The following is a 22412-nucleotide window of genomic DNA, read 5'->3' on the forward strand; positions in this document are numbered from 1 at the left end:
GATGGGCGGACAAGCGCGGAAAAGAGCGGTGATCATGAAGTTGGCGGCATCAACGGAGATCAACACCGCCGTCAACCTCATGATCACCCGCTGGACTTGGAAGTGCGGCGGGCTCGAGGTGAGGGTTTCGTCGATCATGGACTTGTGGTGCCAGGAAATGTTCGATTCGGCGTGAAATCGGAGGTGCCACAAGTCCAAGATCGGCAGAGGTTCGCCGCTTCGCCCCGGACCACGTCCAGCGACAGAGTCCCAGGCTGACAACTGGTCGTCGACGTAGCCGGCCCGTGTTCCGTCGGGTGGGTCAGCCAGGATGAATGCTCCGGGCAGCCCGGATGAGGTGCCAGCGGACAGCGGCACGACACGCAATTGAATATGGGGCTGCTCCGCGCAGGTCATCAGGTGCTCGACCCTGCTCGGCCATCACGTCAGACCACCGCAGGGTCGGCGGCAGAGCGTCTCGGGCCGCACGGGTCCGGGGCGCTCTCGGGTCAGGAGCGGTCAGCCGCGCTCGGCGATCTGGGCGACGAACGCCCGCCAGGACGCCGGCTCGAAGGCGAGCGTCGGGCCGGTCGGGTCCTTCGAGTCCCGTACGCCGACGACGCCGGGAAGGTTGTCGGCGACCTCCACGCAGTTGCCGCCGTTGCTGCCGCTGCGGGTGCTCTTGCGCCACGACGCGCCGGTCATGTCCATGATCCTGCCGCTTTCCTGATGAGTTCGAGGGAGTCGCGGCGCGGGAGCGCCACGCCGCAGACGCGGTCCCACCGCTTTTCGAGCGTAGCAATGTCCTCGGGCCGGTCGGTTACCTGCGCGGTGAGCTGCCCGTCCGCGCATGCGACCCAGCCTCCGCCGGGCTGGCGGGCGAGCACGAATGGCCCCGTCAGGCCCGTGTAGATTCCCACGCTCTCCGGAACGATGCGCACCTGCACATGCGGCAACTCGGCACACTCGGCGAGGTACGCGAGCTGCGCCGCGATCATACTTTCCTGCCCGTCACCCACGCGCCGAATTACCGTCCCGTCAACGACCGCCGTCACCAAAGGAGGCGGGTCCCTCCGCAACAGCGCCTGTCGCGCGAGCCTGGCCGTAACGAGCCGGTCGACCACATCCGCGCTCAACAGCTCATCGGCAAGCGTCGCCCGCGCGAACTCGGGCGTCTGAAACAGACCGGGCATCCATGCTGGCTCATACCATCGAAGGGCCGTAGCGCGTTGCTCTTCATCGATCCACTCACGAAGCCAGATCGGAGCGCCGAGCCGCTCCATCAAACGTGAGTACAGCCCGTTCGTGCTGAGCGCCTGGTCTACGGCAGCAACATAGTCAGCCTTCAGCGGGCGAGCGCCGCTCTCGACGTTGCCCACGTGCGTGCCCGAATAATTGATGAGCTTCCCAAAGTCCTCTTGACTCATCCCACGCGCCGTTCGCGCTGCGCGAAGCTCCGCCAATAGGAAGTCAGCGCCAGACTTCATCGCGCCCTCACCACCCCTTCAGACTCCCCGGCGTTTCCTTCGCGTCCCCGCAACCACCATCGCACCCGGTTCAACGTGCGCCTTTGTCTTCCGACGGTAACGGCTCGCCGTCCAACCTGGAACAGACGGCGCGGCCGGCAGGGACCACCCGAGACCCGGCGACCGTGTCAGTCAGGGGACCGCCTCGTCCGGCAGGCGTCAGTGCGGGGCGGTCCCCCTCCCGATTTCCACCAGAGAGGAGGGCGTGTCCGTGCCCGAGGAGAAGCCGACCCCCAACCCGCAGTCGACCCCGCCGCCGGTCCGGCCGAACCGCGTTCCGTCGTCGCGCTGGCTGTCGTCGCCGGCCGCGACGACGCTCTTCCCGCGACCGGGCGCCGGCCGGTGACCGGGCCGCGCTGCCGCCGGCCGGAGGCGCCCGCGCTGCGTGCTGGCGACGTCCTGCACCTCACCCGGGAGGCGTCGCCGCAGTTCGTCCGCCCGATCAGGGTCCGGATGATCCGTGTGCTGGACTTGACGACGTACGACGGGTGGTTGTGGGCCGATGTCTACCAACTCGGCCCGGACGGCAACGCGACCGCCCGCCGGTCCCTGTTCCTGCGGCGCAGCGGAGTGCGCGTGCTGACCTCACCGCCGCCGGTGTCGCAGCGCCGCCCGCGCGTCGGCGCTCTCGTGTGATGGCCCGCCGTCCCGGCCCCGCCGACCACGTCCCGTCGCGGCCCACCTGGCGCTGCCGCGCCTGCGGGGTGGCCTGGCCGTGCTCGACGGCGAAGCTGACCCTCCTCGCGCGCTACCGCGGGCGGAAGGTCGAGCTGAGGGCGTACCTCCTGACCCTGCACGAGACCGCGGCCGAGGAACTGGCCGAGTTGGACAGCGGCCGGTGCCCGGCGGACCTCGAAGACCGCTTCACCGCCTGGGCCGAGCCTCGCGGCTGACCCTTTCCGACCGAGCCGCCCGGTGCGAACCGGGGGTTCGCGGTGCTGCTCAGCGGAGCGTGTTAGATCTCTATTCGTCGATGCAATGGCATTTCTCCGTCAGGGGTGCGCGGGTCGTTGATCGAGGGGATTCCCCCGAAACCGACGGGACGCCCGGGCCCGGAAGGAATGGCCCGCGACGTATAGTCGCGGGGAGGGCGAAGCGCCAGGCCGAGAGTCCGGCACCGGTGTCAGGGAGGTGTCCGGATGTTCGGTTGGAAGAAGCTCAACGATCTGGTGGCGCAGCTCAGGCCCGACCTCAGCCGGGAATCGCTCGGCGTCGGGCCCGACTTCCCGGGTGTCGCCCCGAACCCGCTCCTGAGCAGAGATGCATGGAAGCGCAATGCGGAACTGCGTACGGGGGCGCTTGCGCTCGGCGTTCTCGTCGACTGGCGAGAGGTCAGCAACGATGGCAGTCCACGCGTGGTCCTGATGTTCGATGTGGAGACCGCTGACGGCATCTCGTTCCGCGGTATCGCAGACGAAAACCTCACGATCACCGAGCTCACCCGACTCGCCCCAGGACAGACGTTGCCCGTGCGATACCGGCCGGCCGTCATGGATCACTACGTCGCCCTTGCGCGGGACGCGGACCCCGCCCGTGTGCAGCAGCTCGCTGATGAGATCGCGAGCCGCAAGCGGACCTGACCCCGAAACCGTCGGCCGGGTGCGGTTGGAGCAAAGACTCCGGTCAAGGCGTGAGAAATGAGCCCCATCGCCGAGACGCTTCACCACCGACCTCCGCGTCCATCAGGCGACACCAGCACGACGGGCAGTGTCGACCCGCGGGCACTTGTCGATCGAGAACAAGGTCCACTGGGTCCGCGACGTCACCTACGGCCGTCTTCCCAAACCGGCAGCCGCGAGATTACATTGTCAACCATCCATGGGAGCGCTCCCGCGCTCCTGCGGCCCACCCCACCACCACCGCCGCACGGCGGCCCGACCGGCACCGTCCGACGCCGGATCGCGCCGCCGTGCGGCAGCCCATCGCCCACAGGAGCTCGCCATGCCCCGACCGACCCCGCCGCCGCGCGGTCGCCCGTCCCGCCGGCTGCTCGCCGCCGGCGCCGCGCTGGTGGCCGCGTTGGCCACCACCGTGCCGCTGCCGGCCGCCGCCGCGCCGGCCACCGCGCCCGCCCCGGCCGCCCAGGCCGCGGCCACCTACAACTACGCCGAGGCGTTGCAGAAGTCGCTGTTCTTCTACGAGGCGCAGCAGTCCGGCCGCAAGCCGTCCTGGAACCGGGTCTCCTGGCGGGGCGACTCGGCGTTGACCGACGGCGCCGACGTCGGCGTCGACCTGACCGGCGGCTGGTACGACGCCGGCGACCACGTGAAGTTCGGCTTCCCGATGGCGTTCAGCGCCACCATGCTGGCCTGGGGCGCGGTCGAGTACCGGGACGGCTACGTCGCCTCCGGCCAACTCAGCTATCTGCTCAACAACCTGCGCTTCGTCAACGACTACTTCGTCAAGGCGCACCCGGCCCCGAACGTCCTCTACGGCCAGGTCGGCAAGGGCGACGACGACCACAAGTGGTGGGGGCCGGCCGAGGTGCTGCCGATGGCGCGGCCCGCGTACAAGATCGACGCGAGCTGCGGCGGTGCGGACCTGGCCGGCGAGACGGCGGCGGCGATGGCCGCCTCGTCGATGGTGTTCCGCCCCACCGACGCCGCCTACGCGGACAAGCTGCTCGGCCACGCCAAGCAGCTCTACACGTTCGCCGACACGGTGCGGAAGTCGTACAGCGAGTGCATCACCGACGCGGCGTCGTTCTACAAGTCCTGGAGCGGCTACCAGGACGAGCTGGTCTGGGGCGCGACGTGGCTGTACCGGGCCACCGGCGACGCGGCCTACCTGGCCAAGGCGGAGAGCGAGTACGACAAGCTCGGCACCGAGCCGCAGTCCACCACCCGCTCCTACAAGTGGACGCTGGCCTGGGACAACAAGCAGTTCGGCGCGTACGTGCTGCTGGCCAACCTGACCGGCAAGCAGAAGTACGTGGACGACGCGAACCGCTGGCTGGACTACTGGACGGTGGGCGTCAACGGGCAGAAGGTGCCCTACTCGCCGGGCGGGATGGCGGTGCTCGACTCGTGGGGCGCGCTGCGCTACGCCGCCAACACCGCGTTCGCCGCGCTCGTCTACAGCGACAAGACCACCGACGCGACGCGTAAGGCGCGCTACCACGACTTCGCGGTCCGGCAGGTCAACTACGCGCTCGGCGACAACCCGCGCAACTCCAGCTACCTGATCGGGTTCGGGACCAACTCCCCGAAGAACCCGCACCACCGCACCGCGCACGGTTCCTGGTGGGACAGCCAGACCGTGCCGGTCGAGACCCGGCACGTGCTCTACGGCGCGCTGGTCGGCGGCCCGTCGGCGGCCAACGACGCGTACACCGACAGCCGGTCGGACTACGTGATGAACGAGGTGGCCACCGACTACAACGCCGGCTTCACCTCCGCGCTGGCCCGGCTGACCGGCGAGTACGGCGGCAGCCCGCGCGCCGGCTTCCCGACCGCCGAGACGCCGGACATGGACGAGCTGACCGTGGAGACCACGGTGATGCAGGCCGAACCGCGGGCCACCGGGCTCAAGGCGATCATCTACAACAAGTCGGCGTTCCCGGCCCGGGCGCTGACCACCGGAAAGTTCCGGTACTACTTCCGGCCCGACGGCACCGGCCCGGTGACCGTCACGCCCGGCTACACCCAGGGCTGCCCGTCGCCGTCGACGGCGAAGCAGTTCTCCGGCGACATCTGGTACGTCGAGGTCGACTGCACCGGCTACACCATCGCGCCGGCCGGGCAGTCGCAGCACCGGATGGAGGTGCAGTTCAAGATCGGCGTGCCGGAGGGCGGCACCTGGGACCCGACGAACGACCCGTCGTACCAGGCCACCGCCGGGCCGAACCGCAAGGTGCCGCTGTATTCCGGCGGCGTGCGGGTGTGGGGCGAGGAGCCCGGCCCGACCACTCCGGACACCACCGCGCCGACCGCCCCCGGCACCCCGGTCGCCTCCGGCGTCACGGCCACCGGCCTGACGCTGAGCTGGGCCGCCGCCACCGACACCGGCGGCAGCGGCCTGGCCGGCTACGAGGTGACCCAGGCGCAGACCGGCAGCGACGCGCTGGTGCTGCGCCCGGCCACCACGAACACGCTCGCGGTGACCGGGTTGACGCCGGAGCGGACGTACCAGTTCACCGTGCGCGCGGTCGACGGCGCCGGCAACCGGTCGGCGGCCTCGGCGGCGCTGGCCGTCACCACGCCGGCCGCCCCGGCGCCGGACACCACGCCGCCGACCGCGCCCGGCACGCCCACCGCGTCGGCGGTCGGCCCGACCGGGCTCACCCTGACCTGGGGTCCGGCCACCGACGCGGTCGGGGTGACCGGGTACCGCGTCTACCGGGGCGGGACCGTGCTGGTCGGCTCCACCACCGGCACCACGCTGGCGGTGACCGGGTTGACCGCCTCCACCGCGTACACGTTCACCGTGGTCGCGGTGGACGCGGCCGGCAACGTCTCGCCGGCCTCGCCCGGCGTCACGGTCACCACCACGACCGCGCCGACCGGCGGCGGCTGCGCGGTGACCTGGACGGCGAACACCTGGGACACCGGGTTCACCGCGAACGTCACGGTCACCAACACCGGCACCAGCGCGATCAACGGTTGGACGCTCGCCTTCACGTTCCCGAGCACCGGGCAGAAGGTCGGGCAGGGCTGGTCGGCGAACGTCACCCAGACCGGCACGGCGGTGACCGCCTCGAACCTCGCCTACAACGGGACGCTGGCGGCGGGGGCGTCGACGAGCTTCGGCTTCAACGGCACCCACACCGGCACGAACCCGAGGCCGACCGGCTTCACGCTCAACGGCTCGGCCTGCACCGTCTCCTGACCGTCGCGTGCGGCGGGGGGGGGGGGGGGGGGGGGGGGCGCCCCCCCCCCCCCCCCCCCCCCCCCCCCCACGCCGGGTAGCCGGATAGGGAAATTAACTTCCGAAACTTTTCCGAAACTTGTTGTCCGGACGAACGGTCGATGAAAGCATCGATGTCGTTAAATCCCTCAACAGAGACGTCCGGTCGTCCCCGCCCAGACGACCCGGGTGTTGGCCCACCAAGGAGGCCAAGGTGACAGTGAGTCCATCCGTTCATCGTGGCGGGCACTCGCGGCGGCGATCGCCCGCCGTCCGAGCGTTGCTCGCCGGCGCGGTCAGCGTCGTGACAGTGGCCGCGGTCGCGGTGATGATGCCGTCGGCGAACGCCGCGGCGAGCACGCTGGGCGCGGCGGCCGCGCAGTCGGGCCGCTACTTCGGCACCGCGATCGCGGCGAGCCGGTTGAACGACTCGACGTACAGCACCATCGCGGCGCGTGAGTTCAACATGATCACGGCCGAGAACGAGATGAAGCCGGACGCCACCGAGCCGAACCAGAACCAGTTCAACTTCTCCGCCGGTGACCAGATCTACAACTGGGCGACCCAGCGTGGCCTGAAGGTGCGCGGTCACACCCTCGCCTGGCACGGCCAGCAGCCCGGCTGGATGCAGAACATGCAGGGCAGCACGCTGCGCAACGCGATGATCAATCACATCAACGGTGTGATGGCCCACTACAAGGGCAAGCTCGCCGCGTGGGACGTGGTGAACGAGGCGTTCAACGAGGACGGCAGCCGCCGTAACTCGAACCTCCAGGGCACCGGCAACGACTGGATCGAGGTGGCGTTCCGCACCGCGCGGGCGGCCGACCCGTCGGTCAAGCTCTGCTACAACGACTACAACATCGAGAACTGGTCGTACGGCAAGACGCAGGGTGTCTACCGGATGATCCAGGACTTCAAGTCCCGGGGCGTGCCGATCGACTGCGTCGGTCTGCAGACCCACTTCACCGGCGGCAGCTCACTGCCGAGCAACTTCCAGACCACGCTGTCCAGCTTCGCCGCGCTCGGCGTCGACGTGGCGCTCACCGAGGTCGACGTCACCAACTCGTCGACCTCGCAGTACCAGGGTCTGACCCAGGCCTGCGTGAACGTGCCGCGCTGCATCGGCATCACCGTGTGGGGCGTGCGCGACAGCGACTCGTGGCGCTCCAACGAGAACCCGCTGCTGTTCGACGGCGGCGGCAACAAGAAGGCCGCGTACACCTCCGTGCTGAACGCGCTCAACGCCGCCGCCCCGACCTCGGGGCCGACCGCGACGCCGACCTCCGGGCCGACCACACCGCCGCCGTCCGGCGGCGCCGGCCGGATCGTCGGCGTGCAGTCGGGCCGCTGCGTCGACGTGCCCAACTCGTCGCAGACCAACGGCACCCGGGTCCAGCTCTGGGACTGCAACGGTCAGTCGAACCAGCAGTGGACGTACACCAGCAACAAGCAGTTGATGGTGTACGGCAGCAAGTGCCTCGACGCGAACGCCAAGGGCACCGCGAACGGCACCGCGATCATCATCTACGACTGCAACGGGCAACCGAACCAGCAGTGGAACGTCAACTCCAACGGCTCCATCAGCGGCGTGCAGTCCGGCCGCTGCCTCGACGTCTGGGGCACCGGCAACGGCCAGCAGATCCAGCTCTACGACTGCAACGGCCAGGCCAACCAGCAGTGGCGGACCGAGTTCGGCACCACCACGCCGCCGCCGACCACGCCGCCGCCCACGACCACGCCGCCGCCGAGCGGCTGCGCGCTCCCGTCGACCTACCGCTGGTCGTCGACCGGCGCGCTGACGAACCCGGCGAACGGCTGGGTCTCGGTCAAGGACTTCACCAACGTGGTCTACAACGGCAAGCACCTGGTCTACGCGTCGAACGTGAACAGCAGCGGACAGTACGGCTCGATGAACTTCGGCCTGTTCACGAACTGGTCCGACATGGCCTCGGCCAGCCAGACCGGGATGAGTCAGGGCACCGTGGCGCCCACGCTGCTGTACTTCGCCCCGAAGAACATCTGGGTGCTGGCGTACCAGTGGGGGCCGTCGTCGTTCAGCTACAAGACGTCAAGTGACCCGACCAACGCCAACGGCTGGTCCGCGGCGCAGACGCTCTCCACCGCGACCCTCCCCGACGCCCCGTACGGCGTCATCGACCAGACGCTCATCGGCGACGACCAGAACATGTACCTCTTCTTCGCCGGGGACAACGGCAAGATCTACCGGTCGAGCATGCCGCTCGGGAACTTCCCGGGCAGCTTCGGCTCGAGCTACACGACGATCATGACCGACTCGACGAACAACCTGTTCGAGGGCGTCGAGGTCTACAAGGTGCAGGGCCAGAACCAGTACCTCATGCTCGTCGAGGCGATCGGGAGCCAGGGGCGGTACTTCCGCTCCTTCACCGCCACCAGCCTGGGCGGCACCTGGACCCCGAACGCGGCCACCGAGAGCAACCCCTTCGCGGGCAAGGCCAACAGCGGCGCGACGTGGACCAACGACATCAGCCATGGTGACCTGGTCCGCAACAATCCCGACCAGACCAAGACCGTCGACGCCTGCAACCTCCAGTTGCTGTACCAGGGCAAGAACCCCAGCGCGAGCGGTGACTACAACCTGCTGCCGTGGCGGCCGGGTGTGTTGACCCTGCAACGCTGACGGATCGCTGACCACCGGGGCGTGCCCGGCACCGTACGGTGCCGGGCACGCCCCGGTGGTGTGGCGCCGCCGGCTCAGTCCGCCAGGTCGTCGGCGAGCAGGTCCATCAGCAGGGCGTCGTGCCAGCGCCCGTCGGCGCCCCGCTCGTAGCGCCGCATGATGCCCACCGGCCGGAAGCCCACCTTCGCGTACGCCCGGATCGCGGCCGTGTTCGCCGCCGCCGGGTCGATGGTGAAGCGGTGGTGGCCGTACTCGTCGGCCAGGTGCCGGGCCAGCGTCCGGATCGCGTCCCCGCCCAGCCCGGCGCCGCGTACCTCCGGGTCGAGGAAGATGTCCAGGCTGGCGTGGCGGTAGTCGGGGTCGGTCTCCGCGTACCACTGGATCGCACCGACCAGCCGGCCCTCGTGCTCGATCACGAAGATGGCCAGCGAGTCGTCGGCCAGGTCGGCACGGACCGCCTCGGCCAGGTCGTCGCCGCCCCGCCACCAGCGACGCACCTCCGGGGTGGCGCGGATCGCGGCCAGCGCGGCCACATCCGCGTCCGTCGCCGGCCGCAGCGTCACCGTCCGCCCGCGCAGCATCGCGTCAGCCCCGTCGCTCGCCGTGCTCGACACAGACCGCCGACCATCCGGCCGGCACGACCTGCACCTTCATCCGCCGGCGGCAGGACGCGCACCAGCGCGGCGGCTCCCACGCCCGCGCCGCCGCGCAGGCCGGGTGCGGGCCGGCGGCCACCGACTCGCCGCACCTGTCGCACCAGCGCGTCACCGCGCCGGCGTCGTCGGCCGCGCCGGCGGCACCGGCCGGCGCGTCGGGTCGGACCAGCTTCGTCACCGTCGCCTCACAGGGTCGCCGAGAGCGCCTTCACCGGCATCTTCAGGTCGGTCAGGAGTTGCAGGTCGTCGGTGGCCGGCCGACCCAGCGTGGTCAGGTAGTTGCCGACGATGACCGCGTTGATGCCGCCGAGCAGGCCGTCCCGGGTGCCGAGGTCCCCCAGGGTGAGCTCGCGACCGCCCGCGTACCGGAGGATGGTGCGCGGCATGGCCAGCCGGAACGCGGCGATGGCCCGCAGCGCGTCCTTGCCCTCGACCACCGGCCGGTCACCCAGCGGCGTGCCGGGGCGCGGGTTGAGGAAGTTCAGCGGCACCTCGTGCGGGTCCAGCTCGGCGAGCTGCGCGGCGAACTCGGCCCGCTGCTCCACCGTCTCGCCGAGCCCGAGGATGCCGCCGCAGCAGACCTCCATGCCGGACTCGCGGACCATCCGCAGCGTCTCCCAGCGCTCCTCCCAGGAGTGCGTGGTGACCACGTTCGGGAAGTAGGAGCGGCAGGTCTCCAGGTTGTGGTTGTACCGGTGCACTCCCATCGCGGCCAGCTCGTCGACCTGCTCCTGGGTGAGCATGCCGAGCGAGGCGGCGACCTGGATGTCGACCGCTTCGCGGATGGCGGCCACGCCGGCGCGCATCTGCGCCATCAGCCGGGCGTCCGGGCCACGGACGGCGGCCACGATGCAGAACTCGGTGGCCCCGGTCGCGGCGGTCTGCTTCGCGGCCTCGACAAGCGCCGGGATGTCCAGCCAGACCGACCGGACCGGCGAGGTGAACAGGCCGGACTGGGAGCAGAAGTGGCAGTCCTCCGGGCAGCCGCCGGTCTTCAGCGAGACGATGCCCTCGACCTCGACCTCCGGACCGCACCACCGCATCCGGACCTCGTGGGCGAGTTGGAGCGCGGCCGGCAGGTGCTCGTCGGGCAGGTTCAGCACGGCGAGGATGCCGGCCTCGTCGAGGCCGACGCCGTTCTCCAGCACCCGGGTCCGGGCCTGGTCGAGGATCTCTGGCATGGCTCGTAACCTAACAGGCCGCCGGAAGCGCGGGAAACCGTCGTGAGCGGCCCGGCGAGCCGGGACCACGCCACGCCGGGGTCGCCCGCCCGGGTGGTAACTTCGCCCGGCGGAAGCGCCCGGCGGGGCGGGCGGTCGGCGGGAGGGGACGGTGCGGTGGCGGACTGGCTGGCGGCTCTCGACCGCGGCGCCGAACAGCGGGCCGAGGCGGGCCTGACCCGCACGCTGCGTCCCCGCGCGGCCGACGACGACGTCGTCGACCTGGCCGGCAACGACTACCTCGGCCTGGCCACCCACCCGGAGGTCACCGCCGCCGCCGCGACGGCCCTGTCCCGGTACGGGCTGGGCGCCACCGGGTCGCGACTGGTGCGCGGCTCCACCGACCTGCACCACGCGCTCGAGGACGACCTGGCCGCCTGGCTCGGCGTCGACCGGGCGCTTGTCTTCTCCTCCGGCTACCTGGCCAACCTCGCCGCCGTCCGGGGCCTGACCCAGCCGCGTACGCTGCTCGTCTCCGACGCGCACAATCACGCCTCGCTGATCGACGGCTGCCGGATCTCCCGCGCCGAGACGCTGGTGACGCCGCACCGGGACGTGGCCGCGGTGGCCGCCGCGCTGGCCGCCGCGCCGGGCCGGCCGGCCGTGGTGGTGACCGAGTCGGTCTTCTCCGTGGACGGCGACGTGGCCCCGCTCGCGGAGCTGCACGCGGTGGCCCGCCGGCACGGCGCGTTGCTGCTCGTCGACGACGCGCACGCGCTCGGCGTCACCGGCCCGGCCGGTGCCGGCGGGGTGGCCGCGGCCGGGCTGGCCGGCGCGCCGGACGTGGTGGTCACCGCGACCCTGTCCAAGGCGCTCGGTGGGGCCGGCGGCGTGGTCGCCGGGCCGGCGGAGTTCGTCCGCCACCTGGTGGAGACCGGCCGCACGTTCATCTTCGACACCGCGCCGCCACCGGCGGTGGTGGCCGGGGTGCGGGCCGCGGTGCGGCTGGCCCGGGACGGCGACGCGCTCCGCGCCGAGCTGGCCGACCGGGTCGCGCTGGCGGTGCGCCGGCTGGGCGCGGCGGGGCTGCCGGTGTCCGCCCCCGACGCGGCGGTGGTCTCGGTGACCGCGCCCGGCCCGGAGGCGGCGACCGCCTGGGCGGCGGCCTGCCGCGACCGGGGTGTGGCGGTCGGCTGCTTCCGTCCGCCGTCCACGCCGGACAGCCGCTCCCGGCTGCGCCTGACCATCGGCGCCGGGGTGGACCGGGCGGACTTCGAACGGGCCCTGGACGTGATCGTGGCGTGCGCCCCGCAGTCCCGAACGGAGGACTCATGAGCGACGGCTGGACCGGCGCGGTGCTGGTGACCGGCACCGACACCGGGATCGGCAAGACCGTGGTGACCGCGGCCGTCACCGCCGCCGCCCAGGCGGCCGGGCTGCGGGTGGCGGTGGTCAAGCCCGGCCAGACCGGCACCGCCACCGGCGAGCCCGGCGACGTCGACTCGGTGACCCGGCTGGCCGCCCCGCTCACCGGCCGGACGCTGGCCAGCTACCCGGACCCGCTCGCCCCGCTGGCCGCGGCCCGGGTCGCCGAGCTGCCGCCGCTGGAGCTGTACAACGCGGTCGACGCGGTCCGCGAGGAGGTCGACAAGCACGACCTGGTGCTGATCGAGGGGGCCGGCGGGCTGCTCGTACCGATGGGGGTGCGGCCGTCCGGCGAGCCCTGGACGGTGGCCGACCTGGCGGTGTCGCTGGGCGCGCCGGCGGTGGTGGTGGCGCGGGCCGGGCTCGGCACGCTCAACCACACCGCGCTGACGCTGGAGGCGTTGGAGCGGCGGGCCGTGCCGGCCGGCGTGGTGATCGGCGCCTGGCCGACCGAGCCGGAGCTGGTGCACTGGCTGAACCTGTCCGAGCTGGTGCCGAACCTGCTCGGCGCGGTGCCCGCCGGCGCCGGCGGGATGGACCCGGGCGTGTTCCGCCGGTCCGCGCCGGGTTGGCTCACGCCGGCGCTCTACGGCGTCCTCGACGACTGGCGGGCCTGGGCCGAGGAGAGCGGCTGAGCACCTGACCTTCGTCGGTGTCCGGCCCCGTCCGGCGTGGGTAGCTTCATGCGCCGACGCTAAGCGCCGGCAGACACCCCCCACCGCCACCGAACGGCACCCACCCACCCCCACTTTGGTAAGGCGGGGCCCCTTATTAACGCCTCCGGTAGAGGCGGGGCCCCCGCTTAACGCCCCGGCGTCAGCGGCGGGCGCCGGGTGGGTTCGGGTCCAGCTCCCACACGGTGGTGTGCTTGACCCGGACGCTCTCCAGCGCCTCGGACACCGGCACGTCGTACCCGGCCAACCGGTGGAAGCGCTCGCGGGGCAGGAACGCCCGGTCCGGGTCGCCCACCAGCACCCGCGCGCCGGACCGGGCGGCCCGGAGCAGGAAGCGCAGCATCCGCCGGGCCATCGCCTCGCTGTAGAACACGTCGCCGGCCAGCACCACCTCGGCGTCCCCGGCGTCGGAGTCGAGCACGTCGCCCAACTCGGCGTCGACGCGTACCCCGTTGGCCTCGGCGTTGAGCGCGACGGCCGCGACGGCCCGCTCGTCCACCTCGACCGCCCGGACGGCGGCGGCGCCGGCCCGGGCGGCGGCGATGGCGACCAGGCCGGAGCCGGCGGCGAGGTCGAGCACCCGGCGGCCGGCGACCAGCTCCGGGTGGTCGGTCACGTACCGGGCGAGCGCCTGCCCACCGGCCCAGGCGAAGGCCCAGAACGGCGGCGGTTGGCTGCTGCGGAACTCGCCCTCGGTCAGCTCCCAGAGGCCGATCGGCTCGTCGGCCTGGTGCAGCCGCACCTCGGGGACGAAGGCGACCGGGGCGAGACGCGCGTGCAGCCGGACGAAGGCGGCGGACAGCTCGGACACCCGGAGATTGTGTCGCACGGCCGATCCCGGGCGTGTCGGCGGGCGGTCGTGACCGGTTCACCACTGTCGGTGAAACGACCCCCCGATGTTGACGTTGGGTGCGAACACGCCCGTCTACCGACCGGCCGGGACCGCTCCTAGCGTTGCGGGTGGACACGACCGACCGAGGTGAGGAGGCCTGGTGAGCGGGTGGCGGCACGCGCTGCGGATCGGGCTGGTGCTGACCTGCCTGGCGGGTTCCGGGTTCGCCGGGGCCGCGCCGGCCGGGGCGGCGGCGGCCTTCTCCACGGAGCTGAGCGGCCTGCCGGACGAGTTCACCGGCGGCAATCGGGTGGAGACGCTCTCGGCGGTGGTGTCCCGGTCCGACCGGGGGGCGCGCTCCGACTGCGTCAAGGTGCGCTGGTCGATGCTGCTCCAGGTGCAGGGCCTGCGGCTGGACCAGGTGAAGGTGGACCGGGTGGAGGAGACCGGCTCGTTCCCGCTGGACATCCGCACCGAGGGGGACACCGCGCGACTGACCGACCGGGAGCTGGACCCGGGGGTGCTCTGCCCGGGGCGCACGGTGACCGCGCGCTACCGGGTGGCCTTCGCCGAGGACGTGGGGCGCGGCCGGGTGAGCATCGCCGCCGAGGCGTACGACCCGCAGTTGCGGCTGCTGGCCCGGCGGACCGCCTCGCGTCAGGTGGTGGGCGAGGCGGTCGAGCCGACGCCGGAGCCGACGCCGACGAGCGCCGAGCCGACCGACCCGCCCCGCGAGGAGCCGCCCCGCGAGGAGCCGACGGCGGACGAGCCGACCGACGCGACGGTGGTCGAGCCGCCGCTGCCGGGCGCGGCCGGGCGGCCGGTCGCCGAGACCGGCGGCTTCGGGGTGGTGCAGGCCGCCTTCGGGCTCGGTGGTCTGCTGCTCTTCCTCGGGGCCGGGCTGTTGCTGCGGATGCGACGCCTGCTCCGCCCCGCCGGCGAGCCCACCGATGGGCCGGCCGGGGGCCCGGCGCCGTCGTTCGAACGGCGACGGACCCCGCGACGGTGGCGGTGACGCCGGCGGTGACCGGCCTCAGCCGGCGGCTGCGGCCTGCGCGTACGCGGGCGCGGCGCCGGCGGACCGGGGGCGCAGCGACAGCACCGCGCCGAGGCCCGGCACGTCCTGCCGGTCGACGGTGAACTCGGCCGCCAGTGACCGGTGCAGGTACGCCAGCGACTCCGGGTCGACGGCGCACATCTCCGGCGCGTTCTCGTCGGTGGCGACCAGGTGCACCTCGCCGGCCAGCAGCAGCGACGAGTTGACGAACTGGCACAGCTCCGGCCAGAGCAGGTAGCGCCAGAAGTTCACGCTGACCACCGCGTCGAGGCTGCCCGGCGCCAGCGGCGGGGCGAGTCCGATCAGGTGGAAGTTGGTCGGCCCGACCGGCGCGGCGTGGTCGAACGTCAACGCCTCCGGGGGCAGCCCGGCGTCGGCGCTGCCGGTGCCCACCCAGAGCACCCGGGGCCCGGGCAGCCGGCCGGCGAGTCCTGTCACGGCGGGGCCGATGGCACACGTCGCGGCCGTGACGGACGCGCGGACCAGGGAGCGGTAGAACAGGATCCGCTTGACCGCCTCCGGGCCCACGATGACGCTGAGGAACTCCCACTCCAGGCAGGGGTAGAGCGCCATGACCGACCGGGTGTTGGCCATCATCTCGGCCCAGTTGCGGCCCATGTTGCGGTGGTGCGGCAGGTGGACCACGCGGGCGTCGTCGTCGTACCCGAACGTCGCCCCGGCCTGGTCGACCCGGTAGAACAGCTCGATGTCCTCCATGCCGTAGCTGAGCGCGAACTCCTCGCGGAAGCCGCCGACCCGGTCGAACAGCTCGCGGGGCAGCGAGATGTTGTGCGTGTAGGCGACGGTCCAGCCGACCGCCAGCCAGTCCCGGCGCTCGTCCGGCACGCCGTCGGGGGGAAAGCGCATGTCGCCGGCGTACGGCGAGAGGCGGGGGATCGCCGCCGGTTCGTCGCGCAGCACGGCCGGCAGGTGGGCCAGCCCGATGTCGTCGCGGCGGCCGATCAGCACCGGGGCCGCGCCCGGCGTGCGGTGGTGGGTCAGGTGCCGCTCCAGCAGGTCGGGCATCGACCAGGAGTCGGCGTCGAGGAAGACGATCAGGTCCGCGGCGGCGTGCCGTACGCCCTCGTTGCGCACGCCGGAGCGGCCCCGGCGCTCGGCCAGCTCGATCAGCCGCAGGCGCAGGCCGGCGCCGGCTGCCAGCGCCTCCGGGTAGCCGTCGGACGATCCGCCGTCGCGCACCACGACGACCTCGAAGCGGTCCGGGGACAGCGTCTGGCGGGCCAGCGCCCGCAGGGTCAGTTCCAGGCAGTGCGGGTCCTGGTAGGTCGGCATCACCACGGTCAGCTCGGGGGAGCCGGGGGTCTGCGACGACATGCGCGTGATCTCCGTTCGTCGGTCCGTGGCGGACGTGCGCCACCGGGGCCACCGGCGCGGCGGGGTCGTTGCGGACCGCCGGCGCGGGCGTGCGGAAGAGGGCCGGCCTGGGGGGTGGGGGGCCGGAGAACGCTGTGATGAGGATGATTCACGATAACCGTACGCATAGGTGGTAGTCACTGAAGGTAGGGGTTGGTAGGGGTGGCTCGCTTTACAAAAACTTTTCTCTTGTAAAACACGCTGGCGGCTGACACAGTCGGGTCAGGAGCAACCGATCGGAGTCCGACGATGCGTACCGACACCGTTCCGTGGCGGGACCCCCGCCGGCCGCTCTGGCCGCTCGCGCTGCTCGTGCCGGCGCTGCCGTTCTCGGCCTGGTCGCTCTGGCACGCCACCGGGTCCGGCTGGGCATGGTGGCTCACCCCGGCGGTGGTCTTCGGCGCCATCCCGCTCGTCGACCTGATGATCGGCGACGACCGGGCGAACCCGCCCGAGGCGGCGGTGCCGGCGTTGCAGGCCGACGGCTACTACCGCTGGCTCACCTACCTCTACCTGCCCGCCCAGTACGCGGCCCTGGTGCTGTGCTGCGCCGTGTGGGCCGGCGGCCGGCTCTCCTGGCCGGCCGCCGCCGGCCTGGTCGCCACCGTCGGGGTGGTCGACGGCATCGCCATCAACACCGCCCACGAGCTGGGGCACAAGCGGGAGCGGGCGGAACGCCGGCTGTCGAAGATCGCGCTGGCGCCGACCGGGTACGGGCACTTCCACGTCGAGCACAACCGGGGCCACCACACCCGGGTCGCCACGCCCGAGGACCCGGCCAGCTCGCGCCTCGGCGAGTCGTTCTGGGCGTTCTGGCCGCGTACCGTCGCCGGCAGCCTGCGCTCGGCCTGGCGGTTGGAGGCCGGCCGCTTCCGGCTGCGCGGGCGCAGCCCGTGGACCTGGCGCAACGACGTGCTCAACGCCTGGGCCCTGACCGTGCTGCTCTTCGCCGTGCTGGCGGCGGTGTTCGGGCCCGGCGTGCTGGTCTTCCTCGTGCTCCAGGCGGTGGTCGGCTTCTCCCTGCTGGAGGCCGTCAACTACCTGGAGCACTACGGCCTGGCCCGGCAGCGCACCGCCGCCGGCCGCTACGAGAAGGTCGACCCCCGGCACAGTTGGAACAGCGACCGGGTCGTCACCAACGTCTTCCTGTTCCAGCTCCAGCGGCACAGCGACCACCACGCCAATCCGCTGCGCCGCTACCAGGCGCTGCGCAGCTTCGACGCCTCGCCGCAACTGCCGGCCGGCTACGCCACCATGGTGGTCGCCGCGCTGGTGCCGCCGGTCTGGCGGCGCGTGATGGACCACCGCGTGCTGGCCCACTACCGGGGCGACCTGTCCGCCGCGAACGTCCACCCGCCGGCCCGGGACCGGATGCGGGCCCGCCTGGCCCGGGCCGGCGCCGCGGAGCCGTCCGCCGGCTGAACTCCGGGCCCGGCCGTCCCGCACCCCCTGGTGGACGGCCGGGCCCGGCCGCCGCCACGGTCCAGCCGGCCGGGCCCGGTGCCGGCTCCCGTCCGGGCTGCTGCCAGGGCTGGTGCCGGATCAGTCCAGTTGGCCGGGTTCCAGGCTCAGCTCGCGGGCGGCGACCAGGCGGATCCACTCGGCGATCTGCCGGCGGGTGATCACCCGTTCGTGCACCGAGAGCTGCACCGCCAGGCCGTCCATCACGGCACTGATCCGCCAGGCCGCGCCAGCCGGGTCGGGGCAGGTGAAGGTGCCGTCGGCGACCCCGTCGGCGATCACCGTCGCCAGGTCCTGCCGCCAGCGCAGGTCGAGGCGGCGGGAGAGCTTCTCCAACTCCGGCGTCCGCAGCGACTCGGACCAGCCGTCGATCCAGATCGACCAGGAGGCGGCGCGGCCGGTCGGCGCGTAGAGGCGCAGCATCCGGCGTAGCTTCGCCAGCGGCGGCGCGGCGGAGCGGAGCACCACGTCCAGGCGGGCCAGATCCTGCTCGACCGCGTACGCGAACGCCTGCGCGAGCAGCCGGTCCTTGGTGGCGAAGTGGTAGAAGACCAGCGCCTGGCTGACTCCGGCGGCCTCCGCCACGTCGGCGGTACGTGTGTTGGCGAGCCCTCGTTCCGCGATCACCTCGCAGGCCGTACGCAGCAGCGCGTCCAGGCGGATCTCGGCGGCTCGTCTCGTCACGCCGTTACGGTAGCCCATCCGGATGACCACGAGGAGTTACCGGAGCGGCCGGTCGGCGATGGGACAGTCGGAAGGTAGACACTCCGTCGGTGGTCAGGATCCGCAGGTGGGCGCGGCTGTGATCGGCCCGCCGGCTCCCACCCAGGCTCCTAGGATGCCTGCCGGAGATGGCGCACCGCTCATCCCGGACGCGCCGGGATCGGGGATCCGATTTGGCAACGTTCCCTCGCTCGGCTAAAGTTCTCATCCGTCACCGGGAAACGCCGGGGGCGTGCGGACGTAGCGCAGCTGGTAGCGCATCACCTTGCCAAGGTGAGGGTCGCGGGTTCGAATCCCGTCGTCCGCTCGGAGAATGCCGCCACGCAGTTCGGGGGCAACCTCGGTGGAGTGGCCGAGAGGCGAGGCAACGGCCTGCAAAGCCGTGTACACGGGTTCAAATCCCGTCTCCACCTCGGCAGTTGACGAGGGCGATTGGCGCAGTGGGAGCGCGCTTCCTTGACACGGAAGAGGTCACTGGTTCAAACCCAGTATCGCCCACCATCGGAAAGGCCGTGTCGATCACTCGACACGGCCTTTCTCGTCGGGTGCGGGGCATCGGCTCTCTCGTCGGGTGCGGGGCAACGGGAACGCCCCGCGTGGCCGAGACTGGCCCGGTGAACGAACAGCAGACCCGAGCCCAGCAATTCCGCAGCCTGCACGTGCCCGGTGAGCCGTTGGTCCTGGTCAACGCCTGGGACGCGGTAAGCGCCCGGATCGTGGCCGCGGCCGGCGCCCGCGCGGTCGCCACCACCAGCGCCGGCGTGGCGTGGAGCCGGGGCGCGCCGGACGGTGACGCGCTCACCCGCGAGACCGCCGTCGACGTGATCCACCGGGTCGCCGCCGCGGTGCCCCTGCCGGTCACCGCCGACATCGAATCCGGGTACGGCGACACCCCCGACGAGGTGGCCGGAACGGTGACCGCGGTGCTCGCGGCCGGCGCGGTGGGCGTGAACATCGAGGACGCCCGGTACGACGCGGGCCCGCCCCTGCGCCCGGTCGACGAGCAGTGCGCCCGCCTGGCCGCGGCCCGCGCCGCCGCCGACCGCGCCGACATCCCGCTCTACGTGAACGCGCGCGTCGACACGTTCCTGTGCGGCGTCGGCGGTGTGCCGGAGACGGTGGCGCGGGCCGAGGCGTACCTGGCCGCCGGCGCGGACGGCGTCTTCGTGCCGGGGACGGTCGACCCGGAGACCATCGCGGCGCTGGTGGCGGCGCTTCCCGCCCCGCTGAACGTGCTGGTCGGGCCGGGTGCCCCGGCGGTTGCCGAGCTGGCCCGGCTCGGGGTGGCCCGGATCAGCCTCGGGTCGACCGTCTTCGGGGCGGCGTACGCGGTGGTCCGGCGGGCGGCGACCGAGGCGCTCGACGCCGGGACGTACGACGCGCTGGCCGGCGGGCTCGACCACGGCACGCTCAACGCGCTGATGCGGGACTGACCCGGGGACGCGGACGGGGGCGCCCAGCGGCGCCCCCGTCCCGGCCCGGCCGGGGACCGATCAGCTCCGTCGGCCCCCGGGTGTGTGCGGTCGGATCACATCGGCGGGGCGACGTCCCGGCGCTCCTCGACCCGGCGGTACTCCACCGGCTGGTCGACGGTGGTGACCACCTGACGGCGGCGGCCCCAGACCAGCGTGGTCATGATCAGGCCGAGCACGCCGGCCGCCATCAGGATCCAGCCGACGACGTCGAGATCGACACCGCCGACGTTGGCGTTCAGCGCGAACGTGAGGATCGCGCCGACCGCGATCAGGAAGATGCTCGTACCGATACCCACGACAGCCTCCTTCAGGGGGATGATTGTGCTGTCGCCCGGCTCTGTACCCCGGCGACGAGCAGCGCAACCACGAGTCCGCGGGGGGTCGCCGCGCGGCGATCTTGGCATCGGGTAGAGTTTCCCTCGTCGCCGACGCGAGCCGGCGACGGTGCGGACGTAGCGCAGCTGGTAGCGCATCACCTTGCCAAGGTGAGGGTCGCGGGTTCGAATCCCGTCGTCCGCTCGCGAACTGCCCCGGGCGATTGGCGCAGTGGGAGCGCGCTTCCTTGACACGGAAGAGGTCACTGGTTCAAACCCAGTATCGCCCACCGAAGAATCACCCCTCTGCCGCCGGTTGACCGGCGGGCATCCCCCACCGGCGGCCGGCACCGGCCACATCGGTCACCCGTTCGCCCCGAGGGCCGGGTGAAGATCAACCGTGCGGGTTATGGGCCGCCGGCTCGACGCGTGTCAGGGTGAGGCCCGATACGCAGGGAGGCGGTCACATGCGGACGATCGGGCAGGGACGATGGCGGCGTACGGTCGCCCGGGCAGGCGTGGCGGTGGTCGTCGCGGCGGCCGGGGTGACGGTGGGCGGCGCGCCCGCGCAGGCCACCGCGACCCGGACCGTGGCGTTCTGGAGCATGGACGAGCCGGCGGCGTCGACCGTGCTGACGGACAACAGCGGCAGCGGCCGGCACGGCGCGGTCGGCGACGAGGTGGTCACCGGCGCGATCTACGCCGGGGCCACCGGCCACCGGTTCGCCACCCACCTGCCCACCGACCAGGAGTACGTGCCCGGCCACGTGGACCTGGTGCCGCACAGCACCGACCTCAACCCGGACGCCGGGGACTTCTCGGTGACCATCCGTTACCGCACGACGTACTCGTTCGGCAACATCCTCCAGAAGGGACAGGGGAACACCGCCGGCGGCTACTGGAAGTTCGAGGCGCCGGGCGGCAAGCCGAAGTGCCTGTTCCGCGGCGGCGACGGCGCCTCGCGCACCGGGTACACCGACGTGCCGATCGCCGACGGTCAGTGGCACACCGTCACCTGCAACCGCACCGCCGCGTACGTGGAGATGTACGTCGACGGCGTCCGCACCAGCCGGCTGTCCGGGCCGACCGGCACCATCGCGAACTCGTGGCAGCTCTCCGTCGGCGGCAAGAGCCAGTGCGACGGTACGAAGGTGACCTGCGACTACTTCGCCGGTGACATCGACTACGTGAAGATCCTGAAGGGTTCCGGCGGGCCGGCCAACCAGGCCCCGGTGGCCGCCGTGACGCCGTCCTGCGCCGGGCTGGTGTGCACGTTCTCCGGCGCCGGTTCCACCGACGCGGACGGCGCGATCCAGGACCACCGGTGGTCCTTCGGCGACGGGTCCGACGCCGACACCGTCTCCGTGCCGACCACGTCGCACACGTACGCCGCGGCCGGCACCTACCCGGTCACGCTGACGGTCACCGACGACCGGGGCGCCACCGGCGCCACGACCGTCGACGTCACGGTCGCGCCGGTGCCGGAACGGATCTCGTTCGTCGGGCAGGCCACCGCGAACGCCAACTGGTCCAGCCACACGGTGACCGTCCCGTCCGGCGTGCAGCCCGGTGACACGCTGCTGCTCCTGCTCGGCCAGAACACCCACACCGGCACCGGCGAGCCGACCGGGGTGACCGGCTGGACGCGCCTCGACCGGTTCGACGGCGGCTACGCCACCACCACCGCCTGGTGGAAGACCGCGACCGCCGGGGACGCGGGCACGGCGGTGCGGGTGGCGCTGGACAGCCAGGCGAAGGGCAACCTGGTGGTGGCCGCGTACCGGGGGGTCGCGCCGGGCGCGCCGGTCTTCGCCCGGGCCACCGACCCGGCCAGCACCGCCACGCGGACCACCCCGTTCGCGCCGGTGACCGCCGCGCAGAGCTGGGCCGTGTCGTACTGGCTGCACGGCGACGCCACCTCCACCGCGCTCACCCCGCCGGCCGGCGTCGCGGTCCGCAGCAACAGCTCGCAGACCGGAGGTGGTCGGGTGACCGGCCTGCTGGCGGACTCGGCGAGCAGCGTCCCGGCCGGCAGCTACGGCGGGCTGGCCGCGACGGGCGCGGCGGCGAGCACGACCACCACCACCTGGACGTTCGTCCTCCCGCCGGCTTGACCCCGTTTTTCCGGTACGCACACGAAGGCCGGCACCCCGTCCGGGGTGCCGGCCTTCACGCGCTGTCTCAGCTGTTCCAGTGCTTGTTGACCAGGTCGGTGGCCTGCTTCTCCCACTGCGCGTACGCATCCGGGT

22 protein-coding genes, 5 tRNA genes and 1 pseudogene are annotated in these 22412 nt (G+C 72.4%); 18 read left to right on the forward strand and 10 right to left on the reverse strand.

Annotated features, from left to right (window positions below; genetic code table 11):
* The first annotated feature begins 28 nt into the window (after positions 1-28).
* Positions 29-175, forward strand: coding sequence for a hypothetical protein (locus ACLQ2W_RS30260; RefSeq protein ID WP_425790807.1), 147 nt, complete (start codon positions 29-31; stop codon positions 173-175).
* Positions 176-312: 137 nt separating this feature from the next.
* On the opposite strand, the pseudogene ACLQ2W_RS30265 reads toward ACLQ2W_RS30260, so the two are convergent.
* The 3 genes and pseudogenes from ACLQ2W_RS30265 to ACLQ2W_RS30275 form a co-directional block, all read right to left on the reverse strand.
* Positions 313-396, reverse strand: a pseudogene (locus tag ACLQ2W_RS30265) (XRE family transcriptional regulator); the annotation flags it as partial.
* Between the two features lie 102 nt (positions 397-498).
* Positions 499-690: a DUF397 domain-containing protein gene (locus ACLQ2W_RS30270; protein WP_425790809.1), complete on the reverse strand. Its 192-nt coding sequence runs from the start codon at positions 688-690 to the stop codon at positions 499-501.
* On the reverse strand, positions 681-1466 hold the full coding sequence (locus tag ACLQ2W_RS30275; RefSeq protein WP_425790811.1) for a helix-turn-helix domain-containing protein: 786 nt from the start codon (positions 1464-1466) through the stop codon (positions 681-683). The genes ACLQ2W_RS30270 and ACLQ2W_RS30275 overlap by 10 nt, the downstream gene beginning before the upstream one ends.
* A gap of 244 nt (positions 1467-1710) precedes the next feature.
* Here ACLQ2W_RS30275 and ACLQ2W_RS30280 point away from each other — a divergent pair, with 244 nt between their 5' ends.
* The 6 genes from ACLQ2W_RS30280 (at position 1711) to ACLQ2W_RS30305 (ending at position 9012) form a co-directional block, all read left to right on the forward strand.
* Entirely contained in the window at positions 1711-1851 is a 141-nt protein-coding gene (locus tag ACLQ2W_RS30280) for a hypothetical protein (RefSeq protein WP_425790812.1), read from the forward strand.
* Complete coding sequence (locus ACLQ2W_RS30285) at positions 1848-2141, forward strand: hypothetical protein (RefSeq protein ID WP_425790813.1); 294 nt, start codon at positions 1848-1850, stop codon at positions 2139-2141. The genes ACLQ2W_RS30280 and ACLQ2W_RS30285 overlap by 4 nt, the downstream gene beginning before the upstream one ends.
* A complete protein-coding gene (locus tag ACLQ2W_RS30290) occupies positions 2141-2398 on the forward strand; it encodes a flavin reductase (protein WP_425790814.1) in 258 nt (85 codons plus the stop codon). Before ACLQ2W_RS30285 ends, ACLQ2W_RS30290 begins: the two co-directional genes overlap by 1 nt.
* 246 nt (positions 2399-2644) lie before the next feature.
* Positions 2645-3085 carry a hypothetical protein gene (locus tag ACLQ2W_RS30295; protein WP_425790816.1) on the forward strand — a complete coding sequence of 147 codons (441 nt, stop codon included), beginning with the start codon at positions 2645-2647 and terminating at the stop codon, positions 3083-3085.
* Positions 3086-3446: 361 nt separating this feature from the next.
* Entirely contained in the window at positions 3447-6332 is a 2886-nt protein-coding gene (locus tag ACLQ2W_RS30300; RefSeq protein ID WP_425790818.1) for a glycoside hydrolase family 9 protein, read from the forward strand.
* A gap of 232 nt (positions 6333-6564) precedes the next feature.
* Positions 6565-9012 (forward strand): non-reducing end alpha-L-arabinofuranosidase family hydrolase, encoded by a 2448-nt coding sequence (locus tag ACLQ2W_RS30305; protein WP_425790820.1) that lies wholly within the window; start codon positions 6565-6567, stop codon positions 9010-9012.
* A 74-nt stretch (positions 9013-9086) separates the two neighbouring features.
* On the opposite strand, the gene ACLQ2W_RS30310 is transcribed toward ACLQ2W_RS30305, so the two are convergent.
* Genes ACLQ2W_RS30310 through bioB form a run of 3 tightly spaced genes read right to left on the reverse strand, consistent with a single transcriptional unit; the run spans position 9087 to position 10849 of the window.
* Positions 9087-9593: a GNAT family N-acetyltransferase gene (locus ACLQ2W_RS30310; protein ID WP_425790851.1), complete on the reverse strand. Its 507-nt coding sequence runs from the start codon at positions 9591-9593 to the stop codon at positions 9087-9089.
* Positions 9594-9597: 4 nt separating this feature from the next.
* Positions 9598-9837: a hypothetical protein gene (locus ACLQ2W_RS30315; protein WP_425790853.1), complete on the reverse strand. Its 240-nt coding sequence runs from the start codon at positions 9835-9837 to the stop codon at positions 9598-9600.
* Between the two features lie 16 nt (positions 9838-9853).
* Entirely contained in the window at positions 9854-10849 is a 996-nt protein-coding gene (bioB, locus tag ACLQ2W_RS30320) for a biotin synthase BioB (protein ID WP_281935182.1), read from the reverse strand.
* A 156-nt stretch (positions 10850-11005) separates the two neighbouring features.
* Here bioB and ACLQ2W_RS30325 point away from each other — a divergent pair, with 156 nt between their 5' ends.
* On the forward strand, positions 11006-12163 hold the full coding sequence (locus ACLQ2W_RS30325) for an 8-amino-7-oxononanoate synthase (RefSeq protein WP_425790822.1): 1158 nt from the start codon (positions 11006-11008) through the stop codon (positions 12161-12163).
* Positions 12160-12888: a dethiobiotin synthase gene (gene bioD, locus ACLQ2W_RS30330; RefSeq protein ID WP_405093079.1), complete on the forward strand. Its 729-nt coding sequence runs from the start codon at positions 12160-12162 to the stop codon at positions 12886-12888. The genes ACLQ2W_RS30325 and bioD overlap by 4 nt, the downstream gene beginning before the upstream one ends.
* A gap of 181 nt (positions 12889-13069) precedes the next feature.
* Here the strand turns inward: bioD and ACLQ2W_RS30335 are convergent, their stop codons facing one another.
* Positions 13070-13738, reverse strand: a complete 669-nt coding sequence (locus ACLQ2W_RS30335) for a class I SAM-dependent methyltransferase (RefSeq protein WP_107159434.1) — start codon at positions 13736-13738, stop codon at positions 13070-13072.
* A 181-nt stretch (positions 13739-13919) separates the two neighbouring features.
* On the opposite strand from ACLQ2W_RS30335, the gene ACLQ2W_RS30340 reads away from it, so the two are divergent.
* Positions 13920-14774 (forward strand): hypothetical protein, encoded by an 855-nt coding sequence (locus ACLQ2W_RS30340; protein ID WP_425790825.1) that lies wholly within the window; start codon positions 13920-13922, stop codon positions 14772-14774.
* Positions 14775-14792: 18 nt separating this feature from the next.
* Here the strand turns inward: ACLQ2W_RS30340 and ACLQ2W_RS30345 are convergent, their stop codons facing one another.
* On the reverse strand, positions 14793-16151 hold the full coding sequence (locus tag ACLQ2W_RS30345; RefSeq protein WP_405093084.1) for a glycosyltransferase family 2 protein: 1359 nt from the start codon (positions 16149-16151) through the stop codon (positions 14793-14795).
* A gap of 288 nt (positions 16152-16439) precedes the next feature.
* Between ACLQ2W_RS30345 and ACLQ2W_RS30350 the strand changes: the two genes are divergently transcribed.
* Complete coding sequence (locus ACLQ2W_RS30350; protein WP_425790827.1) at positions 16440-17612, forward strand: alkane 1-monooxygenase; 1173 nt, start codon at positions 16440-16442, stop codon at positions 17610-17612.
* Between the two features lie 120 nt (positions 17613-17732).
* On the opposite strand, the gene ACLQ2W_RS30355 is transcribed toward ACLQ2W_RS30350, so the two are convergent.
* Complete coding sequence (locus tag ACLQ2W_RS30355; protein ID WP_425790829.1) at positions 17733-18335, reverse strand: TetR/AcrR family transcriptional regulator; 603 nt, start codon at positions 18333-18335, stop codon at positions 17733-17735.
* Between the two features lie 273 nt (positions 18336-18608).
* Here ACLQ2W_RS30355 and ACLQ2W_RS30360 point away from each other — a divergent pair.
* From ACLQ2W_RS30360 to ACLQ2W_RS30375, 4 genes are all read left to right on the forward strand, one after another.
* A tRNA-Gly gene (locus tag ACLQ2W_RS30360) sits at positions 18609-18681 on the forward strand.
* Positions 18682-18716: 35 nt separating this feature from the next.
* Positions 18717-18787: transfer RNA gene (locus tag ACLQ2W_RS30365), tRNA-Cys, on the forward strand.
* A gap of 13 nt (positions 18788-18800) precedes the next feature.
* Positions 18801-18875, forward strand: a tRNA-Val gene (locus ACLQ2W_RS30370).
* Positions 18876-18988: 113 nt separating this feature from the next.
* A complete protein-coding gene (locus ACLQ2W_RS30375; RefSeq protein WP_425790831.1) occupies positions 18989-19807 on the forward strand; it encodes an isocitrate lyase/PEP mutase family protein in 819 nt (272 codons plus the stop codon).
* A gap of 95 nt (positions 19808-19902) precedes the next feature.
* On the opposite strand, the gene ACLQ2W_RS30380 is transcribed toward ACLQ2W_RS30375, so the two are convergent.
* Positions 19903-20145 (reverse strand): DUF6458 family protein, encoded by a 243-nt coding sequence (locus tag ACLQ2W_RS30380; RefSeq protein ID WP_107159425.1) that lies wholly within the window; start codon positions 20143-20145, stop codon positions 19903-19905.
* A 150-nt stretch (positions 20146-20295) separates the two neighbouring features.
* Between ACLQ2W_RS30380 and ACLQ2W_RS30385 the strand changes: the two genes are divergently transcribed.
* The 3 genes from ACLQ2W_RS30385 (at position 20296) to ACLQ2W_RS30395 (ending at position 22277) form a co-directional block, all read left to right on the forward strand.
* Positions 20296-20368 (forward strand) — tRNA-Gly (locus ACLQ2W_RS30385).
* Between the two features lie 13 nt (positions 20369-20381).
* Positions 20382-20453, forward strand: a tRNA-Val gene (locus ACLQ2W_RS30390).
* A gap of 177 nt (positions 20454-20630) precedes the next feature.
* The gene (locus ACLQ2W_RS30395; protein ID WP_425790833.1) at positions 20631-22277 is read left to right on the forward strand and encodes a PKD domain-containing protein; all 1647 of its coding nucleotides are present in this window, start codon (positions 20631-20633) and stop codon (positions 22275-22277) included.
* Positions 22278-22412: the final 135 nt, after the last annotated feature.

The sequence above is a fragment of the Micromonospora sp. DT227 genome (genome assembly GCF_049841835.1).
Lineage (GTDB): Bacteria > Actinomycetota > Actinomycetes > Mycobacteriales > Micromonosporaceae > Micromonospora.

Excerpts from the sequence above, each read along its gene's own strand:
- ACLQ2W_RS30270 (WP_425790809.1), bottom strand. The coding sequence starts at position 690 with ATGGACATGACCGGCGCGTCGTGGCGCAAGAGCACCCGCAGCGGCAGC.
- ACLQ2W_RS30275 (WP_425790811.1), bottom strand. The coding sequence starts at position 1,466 with ATGAAGTCTGGCGCTGACTTCCTATTGGCGGAGCTTCGCGCAGCGCGA.
- ACLQ2W_RS30290 (WP_425790814.1), top strand. The coding sequence starts at position 2,141 with ATGGCCCGCCGTCCCGGCCCCGCCGACCACGTCCCGTCGCGGCCCACC.
- ACLQ2W_RS30295 (WP_425790816.1), top strand. The coding sequence starts at position 2,645 with ATGTTCGGTTGGAAGAAGCTCAACGATCTGGTGGCGCAGCTCAGGCCC.
- ACLQ2W_RS30300 (WP_425790818.1), top strand. The coding sequence starts at position 3,447 with ATGCCCCGACCGACCCCGCCGCCGCGCGGTCGCCCGTCCCGCCGGCTG.
- ACLQ2W_RS30310 (WP_425790851.1), bottom strand. The coding sequence starts at position 9,593 with ATGCTGCGCGGGCGGACGGTGACGCTGCGGCCGGCGACGGACGCGGAT.
- bioB (WP_281935182.1), bottom strand. The coding sequence starts at position 10,849 with ATGCCAGAGATCCTCGACCAGGCCCGGACCCGGGTGCTGGAGAACGGC.
- bioD (WP_405093079.1), top strand. The coding sequence starts at position 12,160 with ATGAGCGACGGCTGGACCGGCGCGGTGCTGGTGACCGGCACCGACACC.
- ACLQ2W_RS30345 (WP_405093084.1), bottom strand. The coding sequence starts at position 16,151 with ATGTCGTCGCAGACCCCCGGCTCCCCCGAGCTGACCGTGGTGATGCCG.
- ACLQ2W_RS30350 (WP_425790827.1), top strand. The coding sequence starts at position 16,440 with ATGCGTACCGACACCGTTCCGTGGCGGGACCCCCGCCGGCCGCTCTGG.
- ACLQ2W_RS30395 (WP_425790833.1), top strand. The coding sequence starts at position 20,631 with ATGCGGACGATCGGGCAGGGACGATGGCGGCGTACGGTCGCCCGGGCA.